This window comes from Streptomyces sp. NBC_00820 (assembly GCF_036347055.1).
Taxonomy (GTDB): domain Bacteria; phylum Actinomycetota; class Actinomycetes; order Streptomycetales; family Streptomycetaceae; genus Streptomyces.
Window position 1 is genome coordinate 6,592,570 of the sequence record NZ_CP108882.1, and the last position, 17,158, is coordinate 6,609,727.

General features: G+C 71.0%; 15 protein-coding genes and 3 pseudogenes. 7 read left to right on the top strand and 11 right to left on the bottom strand.

The window, feature by feature from the left end; all coding sequences use genetic code 11:
- Window positions 1-41: 41 nt before the first annotated feature.
- The 5 genes from OIB37_RS29470 to OIB37_RS29490 all read right to left on the bottom strand — a co-directional run bounded on the left by OIB37_RS29470 (window position 42) and on the right by OIB37_RS29490 (window position 5,643).
- Window positions 42-1,280, bottom strand: coding sequence for an NAD(P)/FAD-dependent oxidoreductase (locus OIB37_RS29470; protein ID WP_330460649.1), 1,239 nt, complete (start codon window positions 1,278-1,280; stop codon window positions 42-44).
- Window positions 1,281-1,284: 4 nt separating this feature from the next.
- A complete protein-coding gene (locus OIB37_RS29475; protein ID WP_330460650.1) occupies window positions 1,285-3,045 on the bottom strand; it encodes a GMC family oxidoreductase in 1,761 nt (586 codons plus the stop codon).
- A 303-nt stretch (window positions 3,046-3,348) separates the two neighbouring features.
- Entirely contained in the window at window positions 3,349-4,620 is a 1,272-nt protein-coding gene (locus OIB37_RS29480; RefSeq protein ID WP_330460651.1) for a PucR family transcriptional regulator, read from the bottom strand.
- Between the two features lie 150 nt (window positions 4,621-4,770).
- Window positions 4,771-5,112 carry a hypothetical protein gene (locus OIB37_RS29485; RefSeq protein ID WP_330460652.1) on the bottom strand — a complete coding sequence of 114 codons (342 nt, stop codon included), beginning with the start codon at window positions 5,110-5,112 and terminating at the stop codon, window positions 4,771-4,773.
- Window positions 5,113-5,160: 48 nt separating this feature from the next.
- On the bottom strand, window positions 5,161-5,643 hold the full coding sequence (locus OIB37_RS29490; protein ID WP_330460653.1) for a hypothetical protein: 483 nt from the start codon (window positions 5,641-5,643) through the stop codon (window positions 5,161-5,163).
- Window positions 5,644-5,884: 241 nt separating this feature from the next.
- On the opposite strand from OIB37_RS29490, the gene OIB37_RS29495 reads away from it, so the two are divergent.
- From OIB37_RS29495 to OIB37_RS29510, 4 genes are all read left to right on the top strand, one after another.
- Complete coding sequence (locus OIB37_RS29495; RefSeq protein ID WP_330460654.1) at window positions 5,885-7,705, top strand: gamma-glutamyltransferase family protein; 1,821 nt, start codon at window positions 5,885-5,887, stop codon at window positions 7,703-7,705.
- Window positions 7,706-7,905: 200 nt separating this feature from the next.
- Entirely contained in the window at window positions 7,906-8,778 is an 873-nt protein-coding gene (locus OIB37_RS29500) for an inositol monophosphatase family protein (protein ID WP_330460655.1), read from the top strand.
- 413 nt (window positions 8,779-9,191) lie between these two features.
- Entirely contained in the window at window positions 9,192-10,610 is a 1,419-nt protein-coding gene (locus OIB37_RS29505) for a phytoene desaturase family protein (protein ID WP_330460656.1), read from the top strand.
- Window positions 10,607-11,155, top strand: coding sequence for an O-acetyl-ADP-ribose deacetylase (locus OIB37_RS29510; RefSeq protein WP_330460657.1), 549 nt, complete (start codon window positions 10,607-10,609; stop codon window positions 11,153-11,155). Before OIB37_RS29505 ends, OIB37_RS29510 begins: the two co-directional genes overlap by 4 nt.
- Before the next feature lie 165 nt (window positions 11,156-11,320).
- On the opposite strand, the gene OIB37_RS29515 is transcribed toward OIB37_RS29510, so the two are convergent.
- Complete coding sequence (locus OIB37_RS29515) at window positions 11,321-11,515, bottom strand: hypothetical protein (RefSeq protein WP_330462102.1); 195 nt, start codon at window positions 11,513-11,515, stop codon at window positions 11,321-11,323.
- Here OIB37_RS29515 and OIB37_RS29520 point away from each other — a divergent pair.
- Window positions 11,429-11,871, top strand: a pseudogene (locus tag OIB37_RS29520) (hypothetical protein). The gene OIB37_RS29515 and the pseudogene OIB37_RS29520 sit on opposite strands and share 87 nt — an antisense overlap.
- On the opposite strand, the gene OIB37_RS29525 reads toward OIB37_RS29520, so the two are convergent.
- From OIB37_RS29525 to OIB37_RS29535, 3 genes and pseudogenes are all read right to left on the bottom strand, one after another.
- Window positions 11,834-12,469: an IS5 family transposase gene (locus tag OIB37_RS29525; RefSeq protein WP_330460658.1), complete on the bottom strand. Its 636-nt coding sequence runs from the start codon at window positions 12,467-12,469 to the stop codon at window positions 11,834-11,836. The pseudogene OIB37_RS29520 and the gene OIB37_RS29525 sit on opposite strands and share 38 nt — an antisense overlap.
- 64 nt (window positions 12,470-12,533) lie before the next feature.
- Window positions 12,534-12,620: pseudogene (locus tag OIB37_RS29530) on the bottom strand (IS5 family transposase); the annotation flags it as partial.
- 307 nt (window positions 12,621-12,927) lie between these two features.
- Entirely contained in the window at window positions 12,928-13,896 is a 969-nt protein-coding gene (locus OIB37_RS29535) for a WD40 repeat domain-containing protein (RefSeq protein ID WP_330460659.1), read from the bottom strand.
- A gap of 335 nt (window positions 13,897-14,231) precedes the next feature.
- Between OIB37_RS29535 and OIB37_RS29540 the strand changes: the two are divergent.
- Together OIB37_RS29540 and OIB37_RS29545 are read left to right on the top strand one after the other, a co-directional pair.
- Window positions 14,232-14,507: pseudogene (locus OIB37_RS29540) on the top strand (macro domain-containing protein); the annotation flags it as partial.
- 131 nt (window positions 14,508-14,638) lie between these two features.
- Window positions 14,639-15,040, top strand: a complete 402-nt coding sequence (locus OIB37_RS29545; protein ID WP_330460660.1) for a hypothetical protein — start codon at window positions 14,639-14,641, stop codon at window positions 15,038-15,040.
- Window positions 15,041-15,300: 260 nt separating this feature from the next.
- Here the strand turns inward: OIB37_RS29545 and OIB37_RS29550 are convergent, their stop codons facing one another.
- On the bottom strand, window positions 15,301-15,951 hold the full coding sequence (locus tag OIB37_RS29550) for a hypothetical protein (RefSeq protein ID WP_330460661.1): 651 nt from the start codon (window positions 15,949-15,951) through the stop codon (window positions 15,301-15,303).
- A gap of 170 nt (window positions 15,952-16,121) precedes the next feature.
- The gene (locus OIB37_RS29555; protein ID WP_330460662.1) at window positions 16,122-16,985 is read right to left on the bottom strand and encodes a Rieske 2Fe-2S domain-containing protein; all 864 of its coding nucleotides are present in this window, start codon (window positions 16,983-16,985) and stop codon (window positions 16,122-16,124) included.
- Between the last annotated feature and the right edge of the window lie 173 nt (window positions 16,986-17,158).

The following is a 17,158-nucleotide window of genomic DNA, read 5'->3' on the forward strand; positions in this document are numbered from 1 at the left end:
ACACGGCGCGTTCCACGAGTGCGCGTCCGTCGCGTGGGCCGTTACGCGCTTCCCCCCACGCCGCTCGGCGCGCCCGCGAACTCGCGGGCCACCGTCCAGGGCGCCCGACGGGCGATCATGGCCCGGTACTTCATGATCTGCCGGGGCCGGCCGACCGTCAGCGCCCCGACGACGCGGTCACCTCTGCGGTGGAGCGCCGCCCAGGACCCGCCGTCCGGGTCGCCCACGACATGGACCTCGTCGGCCTCGACGACGCCCACCATCTGGATGCGGGAGCCGTACCAGTCCGACCAGAAGTAGGGCACCGCGGACACGGCGGTCGCCGCCGACGGATCGACCGCGTGACGTCCCGCCGCGGCGCCGAGTTCGGCGGCCGCCGTCCGGTTCTCCAGCCGCATCGCCGTGCCGAACAGCGGATTGTGCCAGCGGGCCACATCGCCGGCCGCGTAGACGCCGGGGGCCGCCCGCAGCGTCTCGTCGCAGAGCACACCGTCGTCCACGCCCAGCCCCGAACCGGCCAGCCAGCCGGTGGTCGGCCGGGCGCCGACGCCGACGAGCACCAGGTCCGCGGTCAGTACGGAACCGTCCGACAGCACGACCCGCCTGCCGTCCGGCCCATCGCTCACCCGCCGGACCGACACGCCGCAGCGCAGGTCGACTCCGGCACGGGCGTGCAACGCGGCCAGCAGCGGTGCGACGACCCGCCCCGCGGCGCGTACGAGCGGTACGTCGGCCGCCTCGACGATCGTCACCGACGAGCCCCGCGCCCGCAGGGCGGTGGCGACCTCCGCGCCGATGAAGCCGCCGCCGACCAGCACGGTGCGGGCGCCGGCGAGCACGTGACGTCGTACCGCGCGAGCGTCGTCGAGCGTCCGCAGGGTGTGCACGCCGTTCACGCCGTTCATGCCGGCCGTGTCGGCCATGCTCTCGGTGCCCGCGAGGGTGACGGGTGCGCAGCCGGTGGCGATGACCAGTGAGTCGAACGGCACGCACCGGCCGCCGGCCATGACCTCGCGCTCCTCCAGGCACAGGCCGTCGGCCGCCTCGCCGAGCCGCACATCGACGTTCAGGGCGGCGAGCGCGTGGGCGTCCGCGAGCGTGGGCACGGCGGGCTCCTCGTCCCGCAGGAACGCCTTCGACAGAGGCGGCCGGTCGTACGGCAGGTGGCGTTCGGCGCCGATCAGGGTGATCGGACCCGAGTAGCCGGTGGCGCGGGCGGCCTCCACCGCGCGCAGCCCGGCCAGCGAAGCTCCCACGACCAGCAGTCCGGCTTCCCGCATGGCGTCAGACCCCGCTTCCGGAAGGGGACGCCGGCCGCAGCGCCGCGGGCGCGCCCTCCGGGACCGCCGGCCTGCGCGGGGCGGTCGCGTCGACGCGCCGGTACGGCGCGCCCAGCGGTGGCCTGGGATCCCGCTCCCCCCTGTTCGGCCACAACGCCATCGCGCGTTCGGCCTGCGCGGTGATCGTCAGCGAGGGGTTGACGCCGAGGTTCGCGGAGATCGTCGACCCATCGACGATGTGGAGCCCGTCGTAGCCCCAGACGCGGTGGTACGGATCGATGACCCCGCGGTCCGGGTCGTCGGAGATCGTGCAGCCGCCGATGAAGTGCGCGGTCATCGGGATGTCGAAGATCTCGCCGGTGCTGCCGGCGGCGACGCCGTCGATCTTCGCCGCGACCCGCCGGGCGGCGTCGTTGCCCGCGGGGATCCACGTCGGGTTGGGCTCGCCGTGCCCCGGGCCGGACGTGAGCCGGAAGCGGCCGGTACGGGTGCGCCGGCCGAAGACGGTGATGGAGTTGTCCAGCGTCTGCATCACCAGCAGGATGATCGTCCGCTCCGACCAGTGCCGCGGAGAGAAGAACGTGAGGTTGCGCGGGTGCCGGAGCACGGTCCCCAGCCAGGTGAGCCAGCGCGGTGCCCGCCCGTCGCCGTCGGTCAGCGCGTTCTGCAGCAGCGACATCGCGTTGCTTCCCCTGCCGTAGCGGACCGGCTCGATGTGCGTGTGCGCGTCGGGGTGGATCGACGAGGTGATGGCCACGCCCCGGGTGAAGTCGACGTCCCGGCGTGAGGACTTGGCGCCGAGGATCGACTCGGAGTTCGTGCGAGTCAGCCGGCCGAGGCTCGGCGAGAGGTCCGGCAACACCCCGGTGGCCCGGGCCCGGTGCAGCAGCTTCTGCGTGTTGTACGTGCCGGCGCCGAGGATCACCTCGCGGGCCCGCCAGGTGCGGAGGTTCCTGCCGCGCCGCCGGGACCGGCCGGTGCGGACCGTACGGACCTCCCACCCTCCGCCGGTCGCGGGCCGCACGTCGAAGGCGGTCGTCATCGGCACGACCTGGGCGCCGAGTCTCTCCGCGAGGAACAGGTAGTTGCGGTCCAGGGTGTTCTTGGCGCCGACGCGGCAGCCCGTCATGCACGACCCGCACTCGGTGCAGGTGCGCCGGGCCGGCCCCGCGCCCCCGAAGTACGGGTCGGGGACGACCGTGCCCGGTGTGCTCCCGGGCTCGCCGAAGAGGACGCCGACCGGAGTGAGGCTGAACGACGAGCCGACGCCCATCTCCTGCGCCACCTCGCGCAGCACGGTGTCTGCCGCGGTCACCGTCGGGTTGCGCGTGACACCGAGCATGCGGCGGGCCTGGTCGTAGTGGGGCGCCAACTCCGCCTGCCAGTCGGTGATGTGTGCCCACTGGCGGTCCTCGAAGAACGGCCGCGGTGGCTCGTACAGGGTGTTGGCGTAATTCAGCGAGCCACCGCCCACGCCCGCGCCGCCCAGGATGACGACGTCACGCAGCAGGTGGATGCGCTGGATGCCGTAACAGCCGAGGCGCGGAGCCCACAGGAAGTCGCGGACGTCCCAGGAGGTGCGGGGGAGCGTCTCCTGGGTACGGCGTGGGCCCGCCTCCAGGACGGTGACGCGGTAGCCCTTCTCCGCCAGCCTGAGCGCGCTCACGGATCCGCCGAACCCGGATCCGATGACGAGGACGTCGGCGTCGTACGCGTCCTCGTCGGCCTGCGGTGCCGCCGCGGGGGCGGGATCGGCTTCGGGCATGCGGTCCTCCGGGAGGTGTCGTCGCGAAGACGGTCGGGGCGAGTGGGGCTCACCCACGACCGCAAGTCTTCGCCGCGGCCCGCGGAGGGTCATCGGTCCGTGGAACGGATGCTCCGCCGCGCGACTGTTCCCCAGCACAACGGCGCGCGGTCGCACGGCCGGTGGAGCGGCGATACGGAGGTACGGCGGTATCCCGGTTCGGCGGTGCGGCGGTATCCGGGTTCGGTAGTACGGCGGTATCCCGGTTCAGTGGTACGGCGGTTCAGCGGTGCGCGGCGGTACGGCGGTTCCGCGACGGGGAGTTCAGCGGTGAGACGGCGGGACCGGCGGGACCGGACGCAGGACCGTGCTGCCGAGCAGCCGGCAGGCCAGCAGGGCGACCTCCACGTCGATGCGGCCCTCGGAGATCGGCCGGCCGCGCGTCTCCTCCGCCTTCCGGATCCGGTACTGGATGGTGTTCTTGTGCAGGTGCAGTTCGGCCGCGGCGGTGTTGAGGCTGCTGCCGCTGGACAGGTAGGACCACACCGTCTCCCGCATACGGGCGCAGTTCTCGTCGTCGGCGGCGAGACCACCGAGCACCGACCCCACCCACGTGCGCAGGTCCCGTACCTCCGCTGACACCAGCGCGAGCGGGCCGAGCTGGGACGACGTCAGGAGGGGGAGTGCGTGACCGGGACCGGCGGCGAGGGCGATCGTCTGGGCCTGACGTGCCTGACGATGGCTGACGCGGAACCCGTCGAGCCCCGCCCCCGGATCCCCCACGGTCGCCCGTACGCCGCCGGGCGCGTCGTCCATGCGCGCGGTCACGGACGCGAGGTCGACGGCCCTGCACGGTATCCACGCCCACAGGGTCGAGTCGTCGGGCGCGACGGACAGGGCCGACCGCGGGCCGGTCCCCAGACAGGACGCCAGCCGGTCCAGGTGCCGTTCCAGTCTGCCCAGCCGGTCCGGCTCGGCGGTCTCACGGCCGCACCACACGACCACGCCCACCATCGGCCGCGCGGACGAGAAGCCGATCACGGTGTCGAGTTCCTCCGTGTCGCAACTCCTGCCGTCGAGCAGCGCCTGGACCCGGGCGAGCCGCATGGCGTTGCGGTGCCGCATCCAGGTGTCGCGCTCCAGCACGTACGCGGCGACCACCTGCTCGGACACCCGGTCGATGAAGGAGAAGACCAGCGACGACAGTGCCATCGTCGCGCCCGCGACCTGTTCCGCGGTGACGTCCTGGGCCGCTATCCGGGCGATGACCCGCTGCTGGAAGACCGCCTGGCCGATCCGGTAGGCCCGCAGCAGGGCCGTGATCGGGACACCTTGCTGCGCGAGCCGCCGGGCGAACTCCAGTGTGACCGGCGGGGCTTCGAACTCCTCGTCGTCACGGCCGGTACTCAGTACGCGCAGCGCCGTCACGACGTTGTCGAGCACCGTGCTCCGAAAGACCTCCTCGGTCCTCGCGTCCTGGACGAGCTCCGGGAGTTCCGCCGTGATCGACAACGCGACGGAGCCGGTCAGGGCGTCCATGTCCGGCACCATGGAGGAGGCGGCGCACCGGAGTGTGTCCGTCGTCAGCAGAGGCACAGCGCGGAGCGTACTAGCGGCGGAGTTCTTTGGAAACGCCCGTCGTTCCGCACCAGGGGGCCAGGGGGCCAGGGGGCCAGGGGGCCAGGGCGCCAGGGGCCTTGGGGGCTTGGGTGCGAAGGGAGGCGGTGGCCGTGTGGGCGGGACGGGTCAGGTGAGGCGCCGTCCCAGCTTCGCCGACCGCCGGTTGTGTCCCTTCGTGTCCCACCACTCCTCCAGATGGGCGTGGACGAGGTGCACGAGCTGCAGCAGTCGGTCGGGAGGGGGTGCGGGTGAGGCGAGCACATCCGCCCAGGACCTGTCGTCCCAGGGCAGCGTGACGACCCAGCGTTCGTCCGGGCGGTCCTGGCGGCCTACGGTCAGCCAGTAGGTCAACGTCGCGCTGCGGTCCGGATCGTGCTCGACCGTCATTCCGGTCACGTCGAACCGGAGTCCGTCAGCGGTGACGTACGAGCGGCTCAGGGCCCGCTCGGCCGGTGTCTGTCCGTCCACGGGGGTCAACCTCCCTTTCGCCTCAGGCCCGCACCCCGACACAGTGTTTCAGCAGCGAGCGGCTCCGGCGACGGCCGGCCGGTCGACCTTGTAGGCCGTCAGGAGGTCGTTCCTCCCGGCCGGGGTGCCGAGGATGGTGCGGAACTTCTCCACGCGCGGACACTGATTGGCGTAGGTCGAGTAACCACCGCGGCCATTGGGGTCCCCGGACCCGATCGCAGCGCTTATCTTCCGGTCCATGGCGGCGTTCCAGCCGTGCCCCGCCTTGATGTGCTTCCAGCCCCACGTGCTGGTGCCGCAGCGCAGGGTGGAGAAGGACGGCGGGCCGACGGGCACCTGACGGTAGTACTTCTTCAGGACGTAGTTGCGGCTGTGGCTCCTGCACTTGGCGTCAAAGCTGTCGGCCGCCGCGGCGCCGGTCTTTCCCGGGACGGCGGGTGCGGCGGACGCGGAACCGGCTGCCGGAATCAGCAGGGCCGATACGACGGCAGCGGCAGACAGCGCTGCCTTGACGGCAGAGTTGTGAAGCATGTGTTCCCCTCTGTTCTCCCCGTGGTCAGCAGGGAGTTGATGTACAGAGCGCCTCCTTGGTGACGCCGCTTCACGCTTTCATCGTCGACTGCGCGTAGTCAACCGCATACACACCAGGCCCTCCAGGCGCAGGTTTCACAGCATCGGTCAGACCCACGGGGCCCGCGGATCGTTCCGTCTCCCCGCGGACCGTTTTGATGTTGGATGGGCCGACCGACGTCCGCTGACACCGAGGTGAGAGATGCAGTTCACGACTCGACCCACACTTCAAGGCACCTTCGGCATGGTGTCCTCCACGCACTGGCTGGCCTCCCAGTCGGCGATGGCGGTCCTGGAGAACGGCGGCAACGCCTTCGACGCCGCCGTGGCCGGCGCGTTCGTCCTGCACGTGGTGGAACCGCACCTGAACGGACCCGCCGGCGAGGTGCCGATCCTGCTCGCCCCGGCCGGCGGCGAGGTGCGCGTGCTGTGCGGACAGGGCGTCGCCCCTGCGGGGGCCACGGTCGCGCACTACAGGAGCCTGGGTCTGGACCTCGTACCCGGCACCGGGCCGCTCGCGGCCGCCGTGCCCGGCGCCTTCGACGCGTGGCTGCTGCTCCTGCGCGACCACGGCACCAAGTCCCTCGACGACGTCCTGAAGTACGCCATCGGCTACGCCGAACACGGGCACGCCCCCGTGGAGAAGGTCGGCGCGACCGTGGAGAGCGTACGGGAGCTGTTCGAGACCGAGTGGACGTCCTCGGCGGAGGTGTATCTGCCGGACGGCAGGGCGCCCCGCCCCGGGGAACTGCTGCGCAATCCCGCGCTCGCCGCCACCTGGAAGCGGCTGCTCGCCGAGACCGCGGGGGCGGGCGACCGGGAGGCGCGCATCGACGCCGCGCGCGAGGTGTGGCGCTCCGGGTTCATCGCCGAGGCCCTGCTGCGGCAGTCCCGCCGGCCGACCATGGACACCAGCGGCGAACGCCACACCGGCACGCTCACCGAGTCCGACCTGGCCGGCTGGTCGGCGTCGTACGAGGCGCCGGTGACGTACGACTGGAACGGCTGGACCCTGTGCAAGGCCGGCCCCTGGAGCCAGGGCCCCGCCTTCCTCCAGCAACTGGCCCTGCTCCCGCCCGAACTGCCCGCCTACGGCTCACCCGACTACGTCCACCTGCTGGTCGAGGGCTGCAAGCTCGCCATGGCCGACCGCGAGGCCTGGTACGGCGACGCCGCCGAGGTGCCCCTGGCCGAGCTGCTGTCCGACGGCTACAACGCGGGGCGGCGCGAACTCGTCGGCGAGAAGGCCTCCTACGAGCTGCGCCCCGGCAGCCCGGGCGGACGGACCCCGCTTCTTCCCGCGCAGGCGTACGCGTGCCCGAAGACCGGTACTGGCGCCGGGTTCAACCCGATGGGCGCGGGCGAGCCGACGGTCGCGGAGCTGCCGGGCGAACCCCGGGTGGCCCCCGACGGCACCACCCGCGGGGACACCTGCCACCTCGACGTCGTCGACCGCTGGGGCAACATGGTCGCGGCCACGCCCAGCGGCGGCTGGCTCCAGTCCAACCCCGTCGTACCCGAACTCGGCTTCCCGCTCGGCACCCGGCTGCAGATGGCCTGGTTGCAGGAGGGCCTGCCGAACTCCCTCACCCCGGGCCGCCGCCCCCGCACCACCCTCACCCCGTCCCTCGCCCTGCGCGACGGCGTGCCGGTGCTGGCGTTCGGCACCCCCGGCGGCGACCAGCAGGACCAGTGGCAGGTGCACTTCTTCCTCGCCGCAGTCCTGCTCGACCCGGTCCGCGGCGGCCTCGACCTGCAGGGCGCCGTCGACGCGCCGAACTGGCACAACGACAGCTTCCCCAGCTCCTTCTACCCGCGCGACCGCCGTCCCGGCAGCGTGACCGTGGAGGGCGGAACGCCGGACGCCGTCGTCGAGGGGCTGCGCCGCCGCGGCCACGACGTCACCGTCGGCCCCGCCTGGTCCGAGGGCCGCATCTGCGCGGTGTCCCGGGACCCCAGGACCGGCGTGCTGTCCGCAGCGGCCAACCCGCGAGGGATGCAGGGGTACGCGGTGGGGCGCTGAGGGGAAAGGGGGAGCGGCCGGGCGTTGACGGGAAGGGGGAGGGGAGGTGGTCAGGCGCTGACGGGGAGGGGCTGCTCGTTGAGGGCCCATTCCCGTCCCCGTCCCCCGTCCCCGTCCCCGGCCCCCGTTCTTCATGCCGATTCCATCCGCCTTCCACTTTCCGGGCGGGGATTGTCACAGCGGCGTGGTCTCATGGAGGCATGATCGACGACACGGAAACCTGGCGGTCCCCCCTGGACGAAGTCCTCGGCGGAGAGTTCCTCGCCCGCCACTCCGGCGACGTGGAGGAAGCGGTCCGCAAGGCGGCCGCGACCGAGATCCTGCCCCGCTTCCGCAGGCTCGCCGAGCACGAGGTGGACGAGAAGAGCGGGCCGCACGACCTGGTGACCGACGCCGACCGCCTCGCCGAGCGGCAGCTCACCGGGACCCTCGGTGCCCTGCTGCCGGGTTCGGTGGTCGTCGGCGAGGAGGCCGTGCACGCCAACCCCGCGACCTACGACGCGCTCCAGGGCGACGCACCGGTCTGGATCATCGACCCGGTCGACGGCACAAGGCAGTTCGTACGCGGCGACGACGGCTTCGCCACGCTCGTCGCCCTCGCCCACCGAGGCACCGTCCTCGCCTCCTGGACCTATGCCCCCGCCAGGGACCAGCTCGCCACGGCCGTGCGCGGGCAGGGCGCCTTCCTGGACGGCGAGCGGTTGTTCGCCGGGCTGCCCGCACCCGGCCAGGACCTCCGAGTGGCCACCTCCCACCCGGACTTCACCACCGACGAGCAGAAGCGCACGCTGCGCGCCCTGGCGACCGACGGAGTCGCCCCGCGCCCCTGCGGAGCGGCCGGTCTGGAGTATCTGGCCATCGCACGGGGGGAGTTGGACGCCGTCGCCTTCGACTGGGAGGCGGCCTGGGACCACGCGGCGGGCCTCCTCCTGGTCGAGGAGGCGGGCGGCACCCATCTCACCATGTCGGGGGAGCCGTTCCGCGTGACCGGCGGCAACGCGCTGCCGTTCACCGCCGCCCGTGACGCCGCCACCGCCCGCCGCGTCGCGGAGATGCTGCGCACCGGCGCCTGAGGCAGCCGTCTCCGCCGGCCGGGGTCGAGTCCGGGACCTAGGGGGTGTCGTTTGGATCAGCTCGGGTCCGCGACGCCCGGCACGGCACCTCGCCGCGTTGTCGGATCGGCCGAGTACGTCCAGTACGCGGCAGATCCTCCGCCTTGCGAGGCACCGCACCGGACGCCGCGGCCTGATCCGACCTGACCCAAACGACACCCCCTAGTCCGGGACTGGAGTCGGGGGCCGAGGCCGAGGCCGAGGCCGGAGTCAGGGTCGGGGGCCGGTGTCAGGAGCGCGGTCGGGGGTGGCGCCGCTGGTCAGGACGCCCGGTCCCGGCCGGCGCAGGGGCCTGGACACCCGGCCCCGGGCGATGTCGGTCCCCAGGCCTATCCTGAGACCGAGTTGCCACCGGCTGACGAGGGGGTCCGAAGGTGCCGACGATGCTCGACGCGGTCGTGGTGGGTGCGGGACCGAACGGTCTGACGGCCGCCGTGGAACTGGCCCGCCGCGGCTTCTCCGTGGCCGTGTTCGAGGCGCGCTCGACGGTCGGCGGTGGCGCCCGCACCGAGGAGCTGACGCTGCCCGGCTTCCGGCACGACCCGTGCTCGGCCGCCCACCCGCTCGGCGTCAACTCGCCCGCTTTCCGCGACCTGCCCCTGGACCGCTACGGCCTGGAGTGGCTGCACGCCGACCTGCCGATGGCGCACCCCTTCCCGGACGGCAGCGCGGCCGTGCTGGCCCGTTCCGTCGCCGAGACGGCCGCCTCCTTCGGTCCGCGCGACGCGGGCGCGTACCGCAGGCTCGTCGCGCCGTTCCTGCCCCGGTGGGACACCCTCGTCCGGGACTTCATGTCCCTGCCGCTGACCGCGCTGCCGCGCGACCCGCTCACCCTCGCCCGCTTCGGACTCGCGGGCCTGCCGCCCTCCACCATGCTGATGAGCCGCTTCCGCGACGAACGGTTCAAGGCCCTCTTCTCCGGTCTGGTCGCCCACGCGGTGACCCCGCTCGGCGGCTTCGCCACCGGCGCCGTCGGCCTGGTCTTCGCCCTGGCCGCGCACGCCCGAGGCTGGCCGGTGGCCCGTGGCGGCTCCCAGGCGATCTCCGACGCGCTCGCCGCGTACCTGAAGGACCTCGGCGGCGCCGTGCACACCGACTACGAGATCAAGCGCCTGGACGACCTGCCGCCCGCGCGTGCGTACGTCTTCGACACCTCACCCACCGCGCTCGCCCGCATCGCCGGCTTCGGCGCCCACTACGACCGCTACCGGTACGGCCCCAGCGTCTTCAAGATCGACTATGCGCTGGACGGCCCCGTGCCATGGACCGCGCCCGAGGCGCGCGTCGCCGGCACCGTGCAGGTCGGCGCGAGCCACGCCGAGATCGGCAGGGCCCTGCGCGCCGCGTCCCGGGAGAACCGAGCCCCCGACAAGCCGTTCCTGATCACCGTGCAGCCCAGCGTGGCGGACCCCACCCGCGCCCCCGAGGGCAAGCACGTCTTCTGGGCGTACGGCCACGTCCCGAACGGCTGGACGGGCGACCTCACCGACGCCATGGAGCGTCAGCTGGAGCGATACGCGCCCGGCTTCCGCGATCGCGTCCTCGCCCGCGCCACGGCCGGACCGCCCGAGCTGGCCGCCCGCAACGCCAACTACGTGGGCGGCGACATCGCCTGCGGCGCCGCCTCCGGACTTCAGCTCCTGCTGCGCCCCAGACTGTCCCTGTTCCCGTACCACACCCCGCACCCGGCGGTGTTCATCTGCTCCTCCGCGACCCCGCCGGGACCCGGCGTGCACGGGATGTCCGGACACAACGCGGCCAAGGCCGTCTGGCGAAGACTGAGGCAGGCATGACCACCATCACCCTCGTCCAGGGCGACATCACCCGCGAGAGTGCCGACGCGATCGTGAACGCGGCCAACTCCTCCCTGCTGGGCGGCGGAGGCGTCGACGGCGCGATCCACCGGCGCGGCGGCCCCGCGATCCTGGAGGAGTGCCGCGCCCTGCGCGCCTCCCTCCCCCAAGCTCTCAACTCCGTTCGAGCAGGGGGTACCCCCATCGGCAAGGGTCTGGCCACCGGCAAGGCGGTCGCCACCACGGCCGGTGAACTGGACGCCCGCTGGGTGATCCACACCGTGGGCCCGGTGTATCAGGTTTCAGGTAGCGATCCTGCGCTGCTTGCCTCCTGCTACAGGGAGTCGCTCCGCGTAGCCGACGAGTTGGGTGCCAGGACGGTCGCGTTTCCGGCGATCTCGACTGGCGCGTACGGGTGGCCGATGGACGACGCAGCTCGCATCGCCGTCGAGACGGTGCGGAACACGCCGACCGCCGTTGAAGAGGTGAGGTTCGTGCTCTTCGATGACCGGGCGTACGAGGCGTTCATCCGGCAACTCGGCTAACGGAGACCACGGCGAGATTGACCCATTGGGCCTGAGTCCCCTGTCAGACGAGTTCATTAGTGGGTGTTGTCGTACCGAACCTGGGGGCGGCGTTTTAGCTGGTCAGGCATAGGTTCGGCGATCCCGTGGGAGTGGTGGCCTGGCGTGTCATCGTTCCTGGGGAGGTCATGGATGCCGTCGGTCGTGGGGTTGCTTGAACAGCGTGAGTTGGGCGCTCGCCGTCGTGTGGACGAGCTGCGGGAAGAGGCCGACCGCCTCCAGGCCGAGCTGGCCGTGGCCGAGCGGGAATGGAAGGAGTGGGTCCTCGCCCGCTCGCGGGTCGGCGAGGTGCTGGGTCCGGTGGACCAAGCCGAAGATCACGCCCGGACCGAACGGACGATGCCGGACCGTGGGCGGGCCGAGGAGCGTCATCGGCGTCGATGGCCGCGAAGCCGAAGTCGCAGGTGCCGGTGTGGCGCGAGGGGCTGGTCGAGTCAGTGCTGTCGATGGACTACCAGCGCATCCGGCAGGCCCTCACGGACCGGCATCGCCTTCATCAAGGGCCGCTGACCTGCCAGGAGATGGCCGTCTTGTTCGGCCTGGACGCGGTTCCGTCGAAGGTGGAGGCGTTGCGGTCGAAGGCGAAGCGGCTGGTCGCGCGGGGCTGGCTGGCCGAGCGTCAGCCGGGCCGCTTCACGCTCACGCAGAATGTGACCGGGCCAGGCGGCGGGTCATGATCATGGTCATCGACCAGTAGACCATCGCCTCGGCGCTGGAGGTGCGGCGCTCGAAGTCGCGCACCAGGCGGCGGCTTCGCATCAGGTGGGCGAAGAGACGCTCGACGATCCACCGCTTGGGCAGCACCACGAAGCCACGCGTGTCGTCGCTGCGCTTGACGATCGTCAGGACCATGGCGAACGCGGCCAGGCAGTGCTCGACGAGGCTGCCGGTGTAGCCGCCGTCGGCCCAGACGAGTTCCAGCCGGTGGTGAGCGTCGGCCGCCTGGGCGAGCAGCACCTTCGCGGCGGCGCGGTCACCGATCTCCGCGCTCGTGACCATCACGCCCAGCAGCAGGCCGAGGGTGTCGACCACGACGTGCCGCTTGCGGCCGTTGATCAGCTTGCCGCCGTCGAAACCGCGGCTGTCGGCGCCGACGACTGCGTCCGCCTTGACGGACTGCGAGTCGATCACACCGCCCGTCGGCTCCCCATCCCGTCCCGCCTTCTGGCGGACCCGGTCGTGCAGCCGGTCGTGGAACTCCCTGACCAGCACGTGGTCGCGCCAGAGGCGGAAGAACGCGTAGACCCGGTCCCACGGCGGGAAGTCGGCCGGCATCGCCCCGCCACTTGACGCCGTTGTCCACGAGATAGCGGATCGCGTCCAGTATCGCCCGGTGGCAGTACACCTCCGGCTGCCCGCCCCGGCCCCGCATCCAGCCCGGCACCGGCAGGAACGGCCGGACCACGGCCCACTGCGTATCCGTCATGTCCGAGGGGTACCGCCGAACACGTTCCGGGTGATCGGCCGGATTCCCGAACCGGTGAGCGACGCAATCACACGACGGAGCAGCCAAGTTGAACTCCACCGGCGCGAGCGCGTACAACTGCGGCAACAGGGTCTCCTGGATCTCGGTTGGCTTCGCAACCCCGAGCTACCAAGAGGCCCTGCCTTCATGCCCACGGCCAGCCGCGATCACCCGATCGAGACTCCCGTTCGATGCCCACACCTCAAGATCGGAACGACAACAGCTACTTAGGTGCATTCCGCCGAATGAACGCTGACGTCGGTGAAGCTCAGCCCCCGGCGGATCCCAGGGTCTGGACGGTGATGGAGCCGTCGTAGCCGCCCGTCGCGACCAGCGCGGTCCCGTCCGGACGGCTGAGGGCCGAGACGACGACACCGCTGAGCAGTTCGTCGATCGGTTCGCCGGTGGCGGCGTCCCACTGACGGATGATCTCGTCGTCCCCCGAGGCGAGCAGCCTGGGCACGCCTTGCACATAGGCGGAGGTCAACTGGGGTGTGATCACATCGGTGTGGACAGGCCGCCCGAGCGGGGTGCCAGTCAGGGCGTCCCAGCGGTACAGCATTCCGTGGGAGTCGGTGGCCGCGAGTAGGACCGTGCCGTCGAGCAGCCGCAGGGAGTGCAACTGCCGGACGATCTCCTCAGCGGCCAGGGGCTCACCGACCAGCGCACCGGTGACGGCGTCCCAGCGGCGGACCTCACCGTAGTCGTCACCTGAGGCGATCAGATGGGTGCCGTCGGGCAATGGCACCAGCGTCACGGCCTTGACGGTGATCTCATGCCCCTCAAGCGGAGGGCCGAGCGGCTCCCCGGTCACGGGGTCCCACCGGAACACGTTGCCGTCGTTTCCCGCCCCCACCAGCAGGGGCCGGCCGTCGGCAAGGGTGCCGGTGTCCACATTCCAGATCGAGTTGTAGTGTTCCAGCGGCGCCCCGGGGAGCTTGTCGCCGGTGTCGGCATTCCAACGAACGATCCCGTCCTCGGTACCCGCGACCAAGAGGGGCGTGCCGTCTGCCGGGCAAGCGACCGTGAGGTCCTCGACTCCGCAGTCGCTGCCCGGATAGTCGCAGAGCATCTTCCCCGTCAACGGGTCCCAGCGGCGCACCTGCAGCCCGGAGGGGCCGGCCGATACAAGGATCGGCCGGCCGTCCGCCGACGCCGTCAGAAACAGCGGCCAGACCGTCCCCTTGTGAGCACCGACGATGGTCAGTCCCGTCATCGTGTGTTCCACCTGTGACATTGCCTGTCTCCTCGGCGTCGTTCACGTGTACTGAACCCTAACGCGACCCGGCATCCGTCCCGGTCCCGGTCCCGGACCGGGACCGGGACCGGGACACCGGATCACTCTTCCGCCATCTCGGGAATCTCCTCGGTCTCGGGCTCCCCCTCCTCGGGCTCCACACCGGCGGAGGAGAAGAAGTGGCGCGCGGCGTCAGCCGACGCCCGGCACGGTCTCGGTGGTCGTGGACTACGACGCTGGCAAGGCGGAGCTGGTGACTTACGCGGGGCAGGTGGCGACATTCCCTCTCCCCGTGGGGACTCAGGCGCTAACCCTTGCCGCGTGAGGCTGGGTAAATCCTTCACACCGTGGGCCCCGTCTTCAGCAACGAGGAGGACCGCTCGGAGCTCCTCGCCTCCTGCTACCGGCAGTCCTTGCGCCTGGCCGACGAACTGGGCGCTCGTACCGTCGCGTTCCCCGCCATCTCCACCGGCGTCTACCGCTGGCCGATGGACGACGCGGCCCGCATCGCCGTGGAGACCGTACGCAACACCCCGACCACCGTCGAAGAGGTACGGTTCGTCCTCTTCGACGACCGGGCGTACGAGGCGTTCGCCGGGCAGATTGGCTGACGCAGCCGACATCATTGCTGCGGGCTCTGTATAGGCTGCTGCGCGTGGATATGACGGGGTGTCTTGGGTGTGACCTTCTGGCCGGGCGCCGGGAGTTGCCTGGAGGTGTCCTGTACGAGACCGCTGCGTGGGTGGTGAACCACGTCGTCGGTCCGATGAATATCGGCACCTTGATCGTCGGTCCGCGAGAGCACGTCGCGGCCATCGCCGAGCTCGACGACACGGCGGCGGCGGAACTCGGCCCCTTGCTGCGCGATACCGCGCGCGTCGTGGAGACGTTGTGCCAGCCCGAGCAGACCTACGTCTGCATGTGGTCACACGGCCGCGACGCGCGCAAGCACTTGCACGTCGCGGTCCAGCCGGTGACCGCTGAGGTGCGGGCCCGCTACGGTGGGCTGCGCTCCGAGCAGCTCCAGGCCCGGATGCTGGCGGACGGCGACGAGCCGGACATCACGGAGGTCGAGCAGTTCTGCGAGCGGGCTCGCGAGCTGTTCGGGGCCATCACCGACAGTGGCGTCGGAGACCGCAGCTGATCACCAGCGCCAGACCGACGTCGCCGCGCAGTCGGGCGAGCACACGTGAGGCTCCGGGGCATGCCAGATTTCAAAACAGCATCAGGGGAATCGCCACCCTTCGCCTCGCACGGCCCCCAGATAAGACCCCCAAGTAATCCTTGTTTCCTGCGTCCGGCTAAACCTAAGAAGTCCCGCTGAGTATATTCGAGCGGGGCTTCCATGGGGGTGGAGCGATTAGGCGAACCGCGTCAGCGGTCCCGACTCCGACCACCTGTCATTTAGCTGTCAATCAGGTGTTCCAGTGCTGCAACCAGAAATTCACCGTATCCGTAGGCGGCGCCCCGTCTTTCCAGTTCTTCATAAATATAGGCGGGGACAGGGTGGGCGGAATTCAGAAGACTGCGAACGGCGATGCGAAGTGCCAGCTCGGGGCAGACGCTGTCGGCAATTTTGCCCCATGCGACAAGAAACTCGGAGTCTGAAACTCTTTGCTGGACGAGACCGCCGGTCGAAGCCGTTTTCTCGATCCAGTGTCTCGCCGGGTCAGGAAGTGGATCATGTCGACAGGGCGGAAAGGCGTCGAGTTCCGATCCGGAGTTCTCGGCAAGCCAACCCCGAGCGATGTCCGACACTTGAAGCAGCCAGTCCCTGCCGTCCCTTTCGAAAAATCTGGCCGGCGTTCGGGAAGGGACGCAGGCATTCCATAGGGCATCCAGAGATGCTGCCGAAAGTTCTGAACCGAGCATTCTCTGGGCGTCCTCGAGAAGCAGGGACACCTTCTTCGGTCGCTGCTCGCCGAGTTCGCTGATCCATGTGTGAACCAGACCGCCAGGCGTTTCCGCGTAGCAACGCCAATCTTGATGAAATTCACCAGCCAGCCGAGTGATGCCGAAATCGAACTCGGCCACATTGAGAATTTCATCGGTCATGACTTCAGTATGCTCCATTTGTCGGCGGTGCGGGAGGAGCACCCGTGTTTATGCGACCACGCTGGCGGCGTGCTGCCGTACGAGGCGTTCGCTCGGCGACTTGGCTGACGCGGCGTCGGCGGGGCCTGTCCCGCCGGCACTTCCGAGCGGGCGGCGGGCGGCGTGGGGGGTCAGGAGGAGGTCGCGGGACGTACGAGGACGCGGCCGCTGTCGATCTTCACGTCCCAGGGCGGCTCGTCGACCGAGGCCGGTCCGCGCACCGCTTCGCCGTCGGCCAGCCGGAAGACGCTGCCGTGCCAGGGGCACTCGATGCAGCCGTCGCCCACGATCTTTCCTTCGTCGAGCGGGCCACCCGCGTGCGTGCAGGTGGCCGACAGCGCGTAGACCTGACCGTCGTGCCGTACGAGCACCACCGGCACACCCTCCACCGTGACCCGGACGAGTTTGTCCTCGCTCAGGACGGACAGCGACGCGACGTCGGTCCACTTCGTGGCGGGTTCCTGGAACGCGGTGTGGTTGACCCCGATGCCGCGGACGAACGACAGGTGTCCGCCGAGGTAGGCGGCGCAGACGGTGACGCCGAGACCCACGCCGCTGAGCATCACGCCGGCTCCGCGCCGTCCGCGCGCACGAGCCACCCAGGAGGCCGCCTGCAGGGCGACGCCGGCCGCGTTGCCCAGGGCGTGCGCGTATCCGACCCGCTGGGGCGGGCCGTAGGTGTCGGCCCAGTCGGACCACCCCGCCGCCGCGGTCGGCACCGCGGAGAGCAGCCCGAGACCGACGAGACGGCGCGCGGCCTTGGCCCCGCCCCTGCCCGCCGTCACGTCCAGGGCGCTGGCCATCGCCCAAGCGCCGACGGGCAGGTCGGACAGCACCGGGTGCAAGGGGTGGCCCAGCCACGTACCCGACAGGGCGTTCTTGACGAAGTCGCCCTTCGTCGCGCGCGTCACCCAGCCGGCGGTCTTGCTGCAGACACCGTCGAGCGAGCTCATCTCCCCGATGTCGTCGATGACGCCTTCGATCAGCTTGCGCATGGCGGTAGCTCCTCGCCGCGGACGGGCAGACGCTCAGGACTCCCGGGGCACACGCATTCACCAGCAGCCCCGGGGCACGCGCGACCACCAGCAGTCCCGGGGCACGCTCGATCACCATCTCACGCCACCGGAACACCAGCCACTCCACGCGCGGGGAGCAACAGGGGGATCGG

Excerpts from the sequence above, each read along its gene's own strand:
- OIB37_RS29470 (WP_330460649.1), bottom strand. The coding sequence starts at position 1,280 with ATGCGGGAAGCCGGACTGCTGGTCGTGGGAGCTTCGCTGGCCGGGCTG.
- OIB37_RS29475 (WP_330460650.1), bottom strand. The coding sequence starts at position 3,045 with ATGCCCGAAGCCGATCCCGCCCCCGCGGCGGCACCGCAGGCCGACGAG.
- OIB37_RS29490 (WP_330460653.1), bottom strand. The coding sequence starts at position 5,643 with ATGCTTCACAACTCTGCCGTCAAGGCAGCGCTGTCTGCCGCTGCCGTC.
- OIB37_RS29495 (WP_330460654.1), top strand. The coding sequence starts at position 5,885 with ATGCAGTTCACGACTCGACCCACACTTCAAGGCACCTTCGGCATGGTG.
- OIB37_RS29500 (WP_330460655.1), top strand. The coding sequence starts at position 7,906 with ATGATCGACGACACGGAAACCTGGCGGTCCCCCCTGGACGAAGTCCTC.
- OIB37_RS29510 (WP_330460657.1), top strand. The coding sequence starts at position 10,607 with ATGACCACCATCACCCTCGTCCAGGGCGACATCACCCGCGAGAGTGCC.
- OIB37_RS29525 (WP_330460658.1), bottom strand. The coding sequence starts at position 12,469 with ATGCCGGCCGACTTCCCGCCGTGGGACCGGGTCTACGCGTTCTTCCGC.
- OIB37_RS29535 (WP_330460659.1), bottom strand. The coding sequence starts at position 13,896 with ATGTCACAGGTGGAACACACGATGACGGGACTGACCATCGTCGGTGCT.
- OIB37_RS29550 (WP_330460661.1), bottom strand. The coding sequence starts at position 15,951 with ATGACCGATGAAATTCTCAATGTGGCCGAGTTCGATTTCGGCATCACT.
- OIB37_RS29555 (WP_330460662.1), bottom strand. The coding sequence starts at position 16,985 with ATGCGCAAGCTGATCGAAGGCGTCATCGACGACATCGGGGAGATGAGC.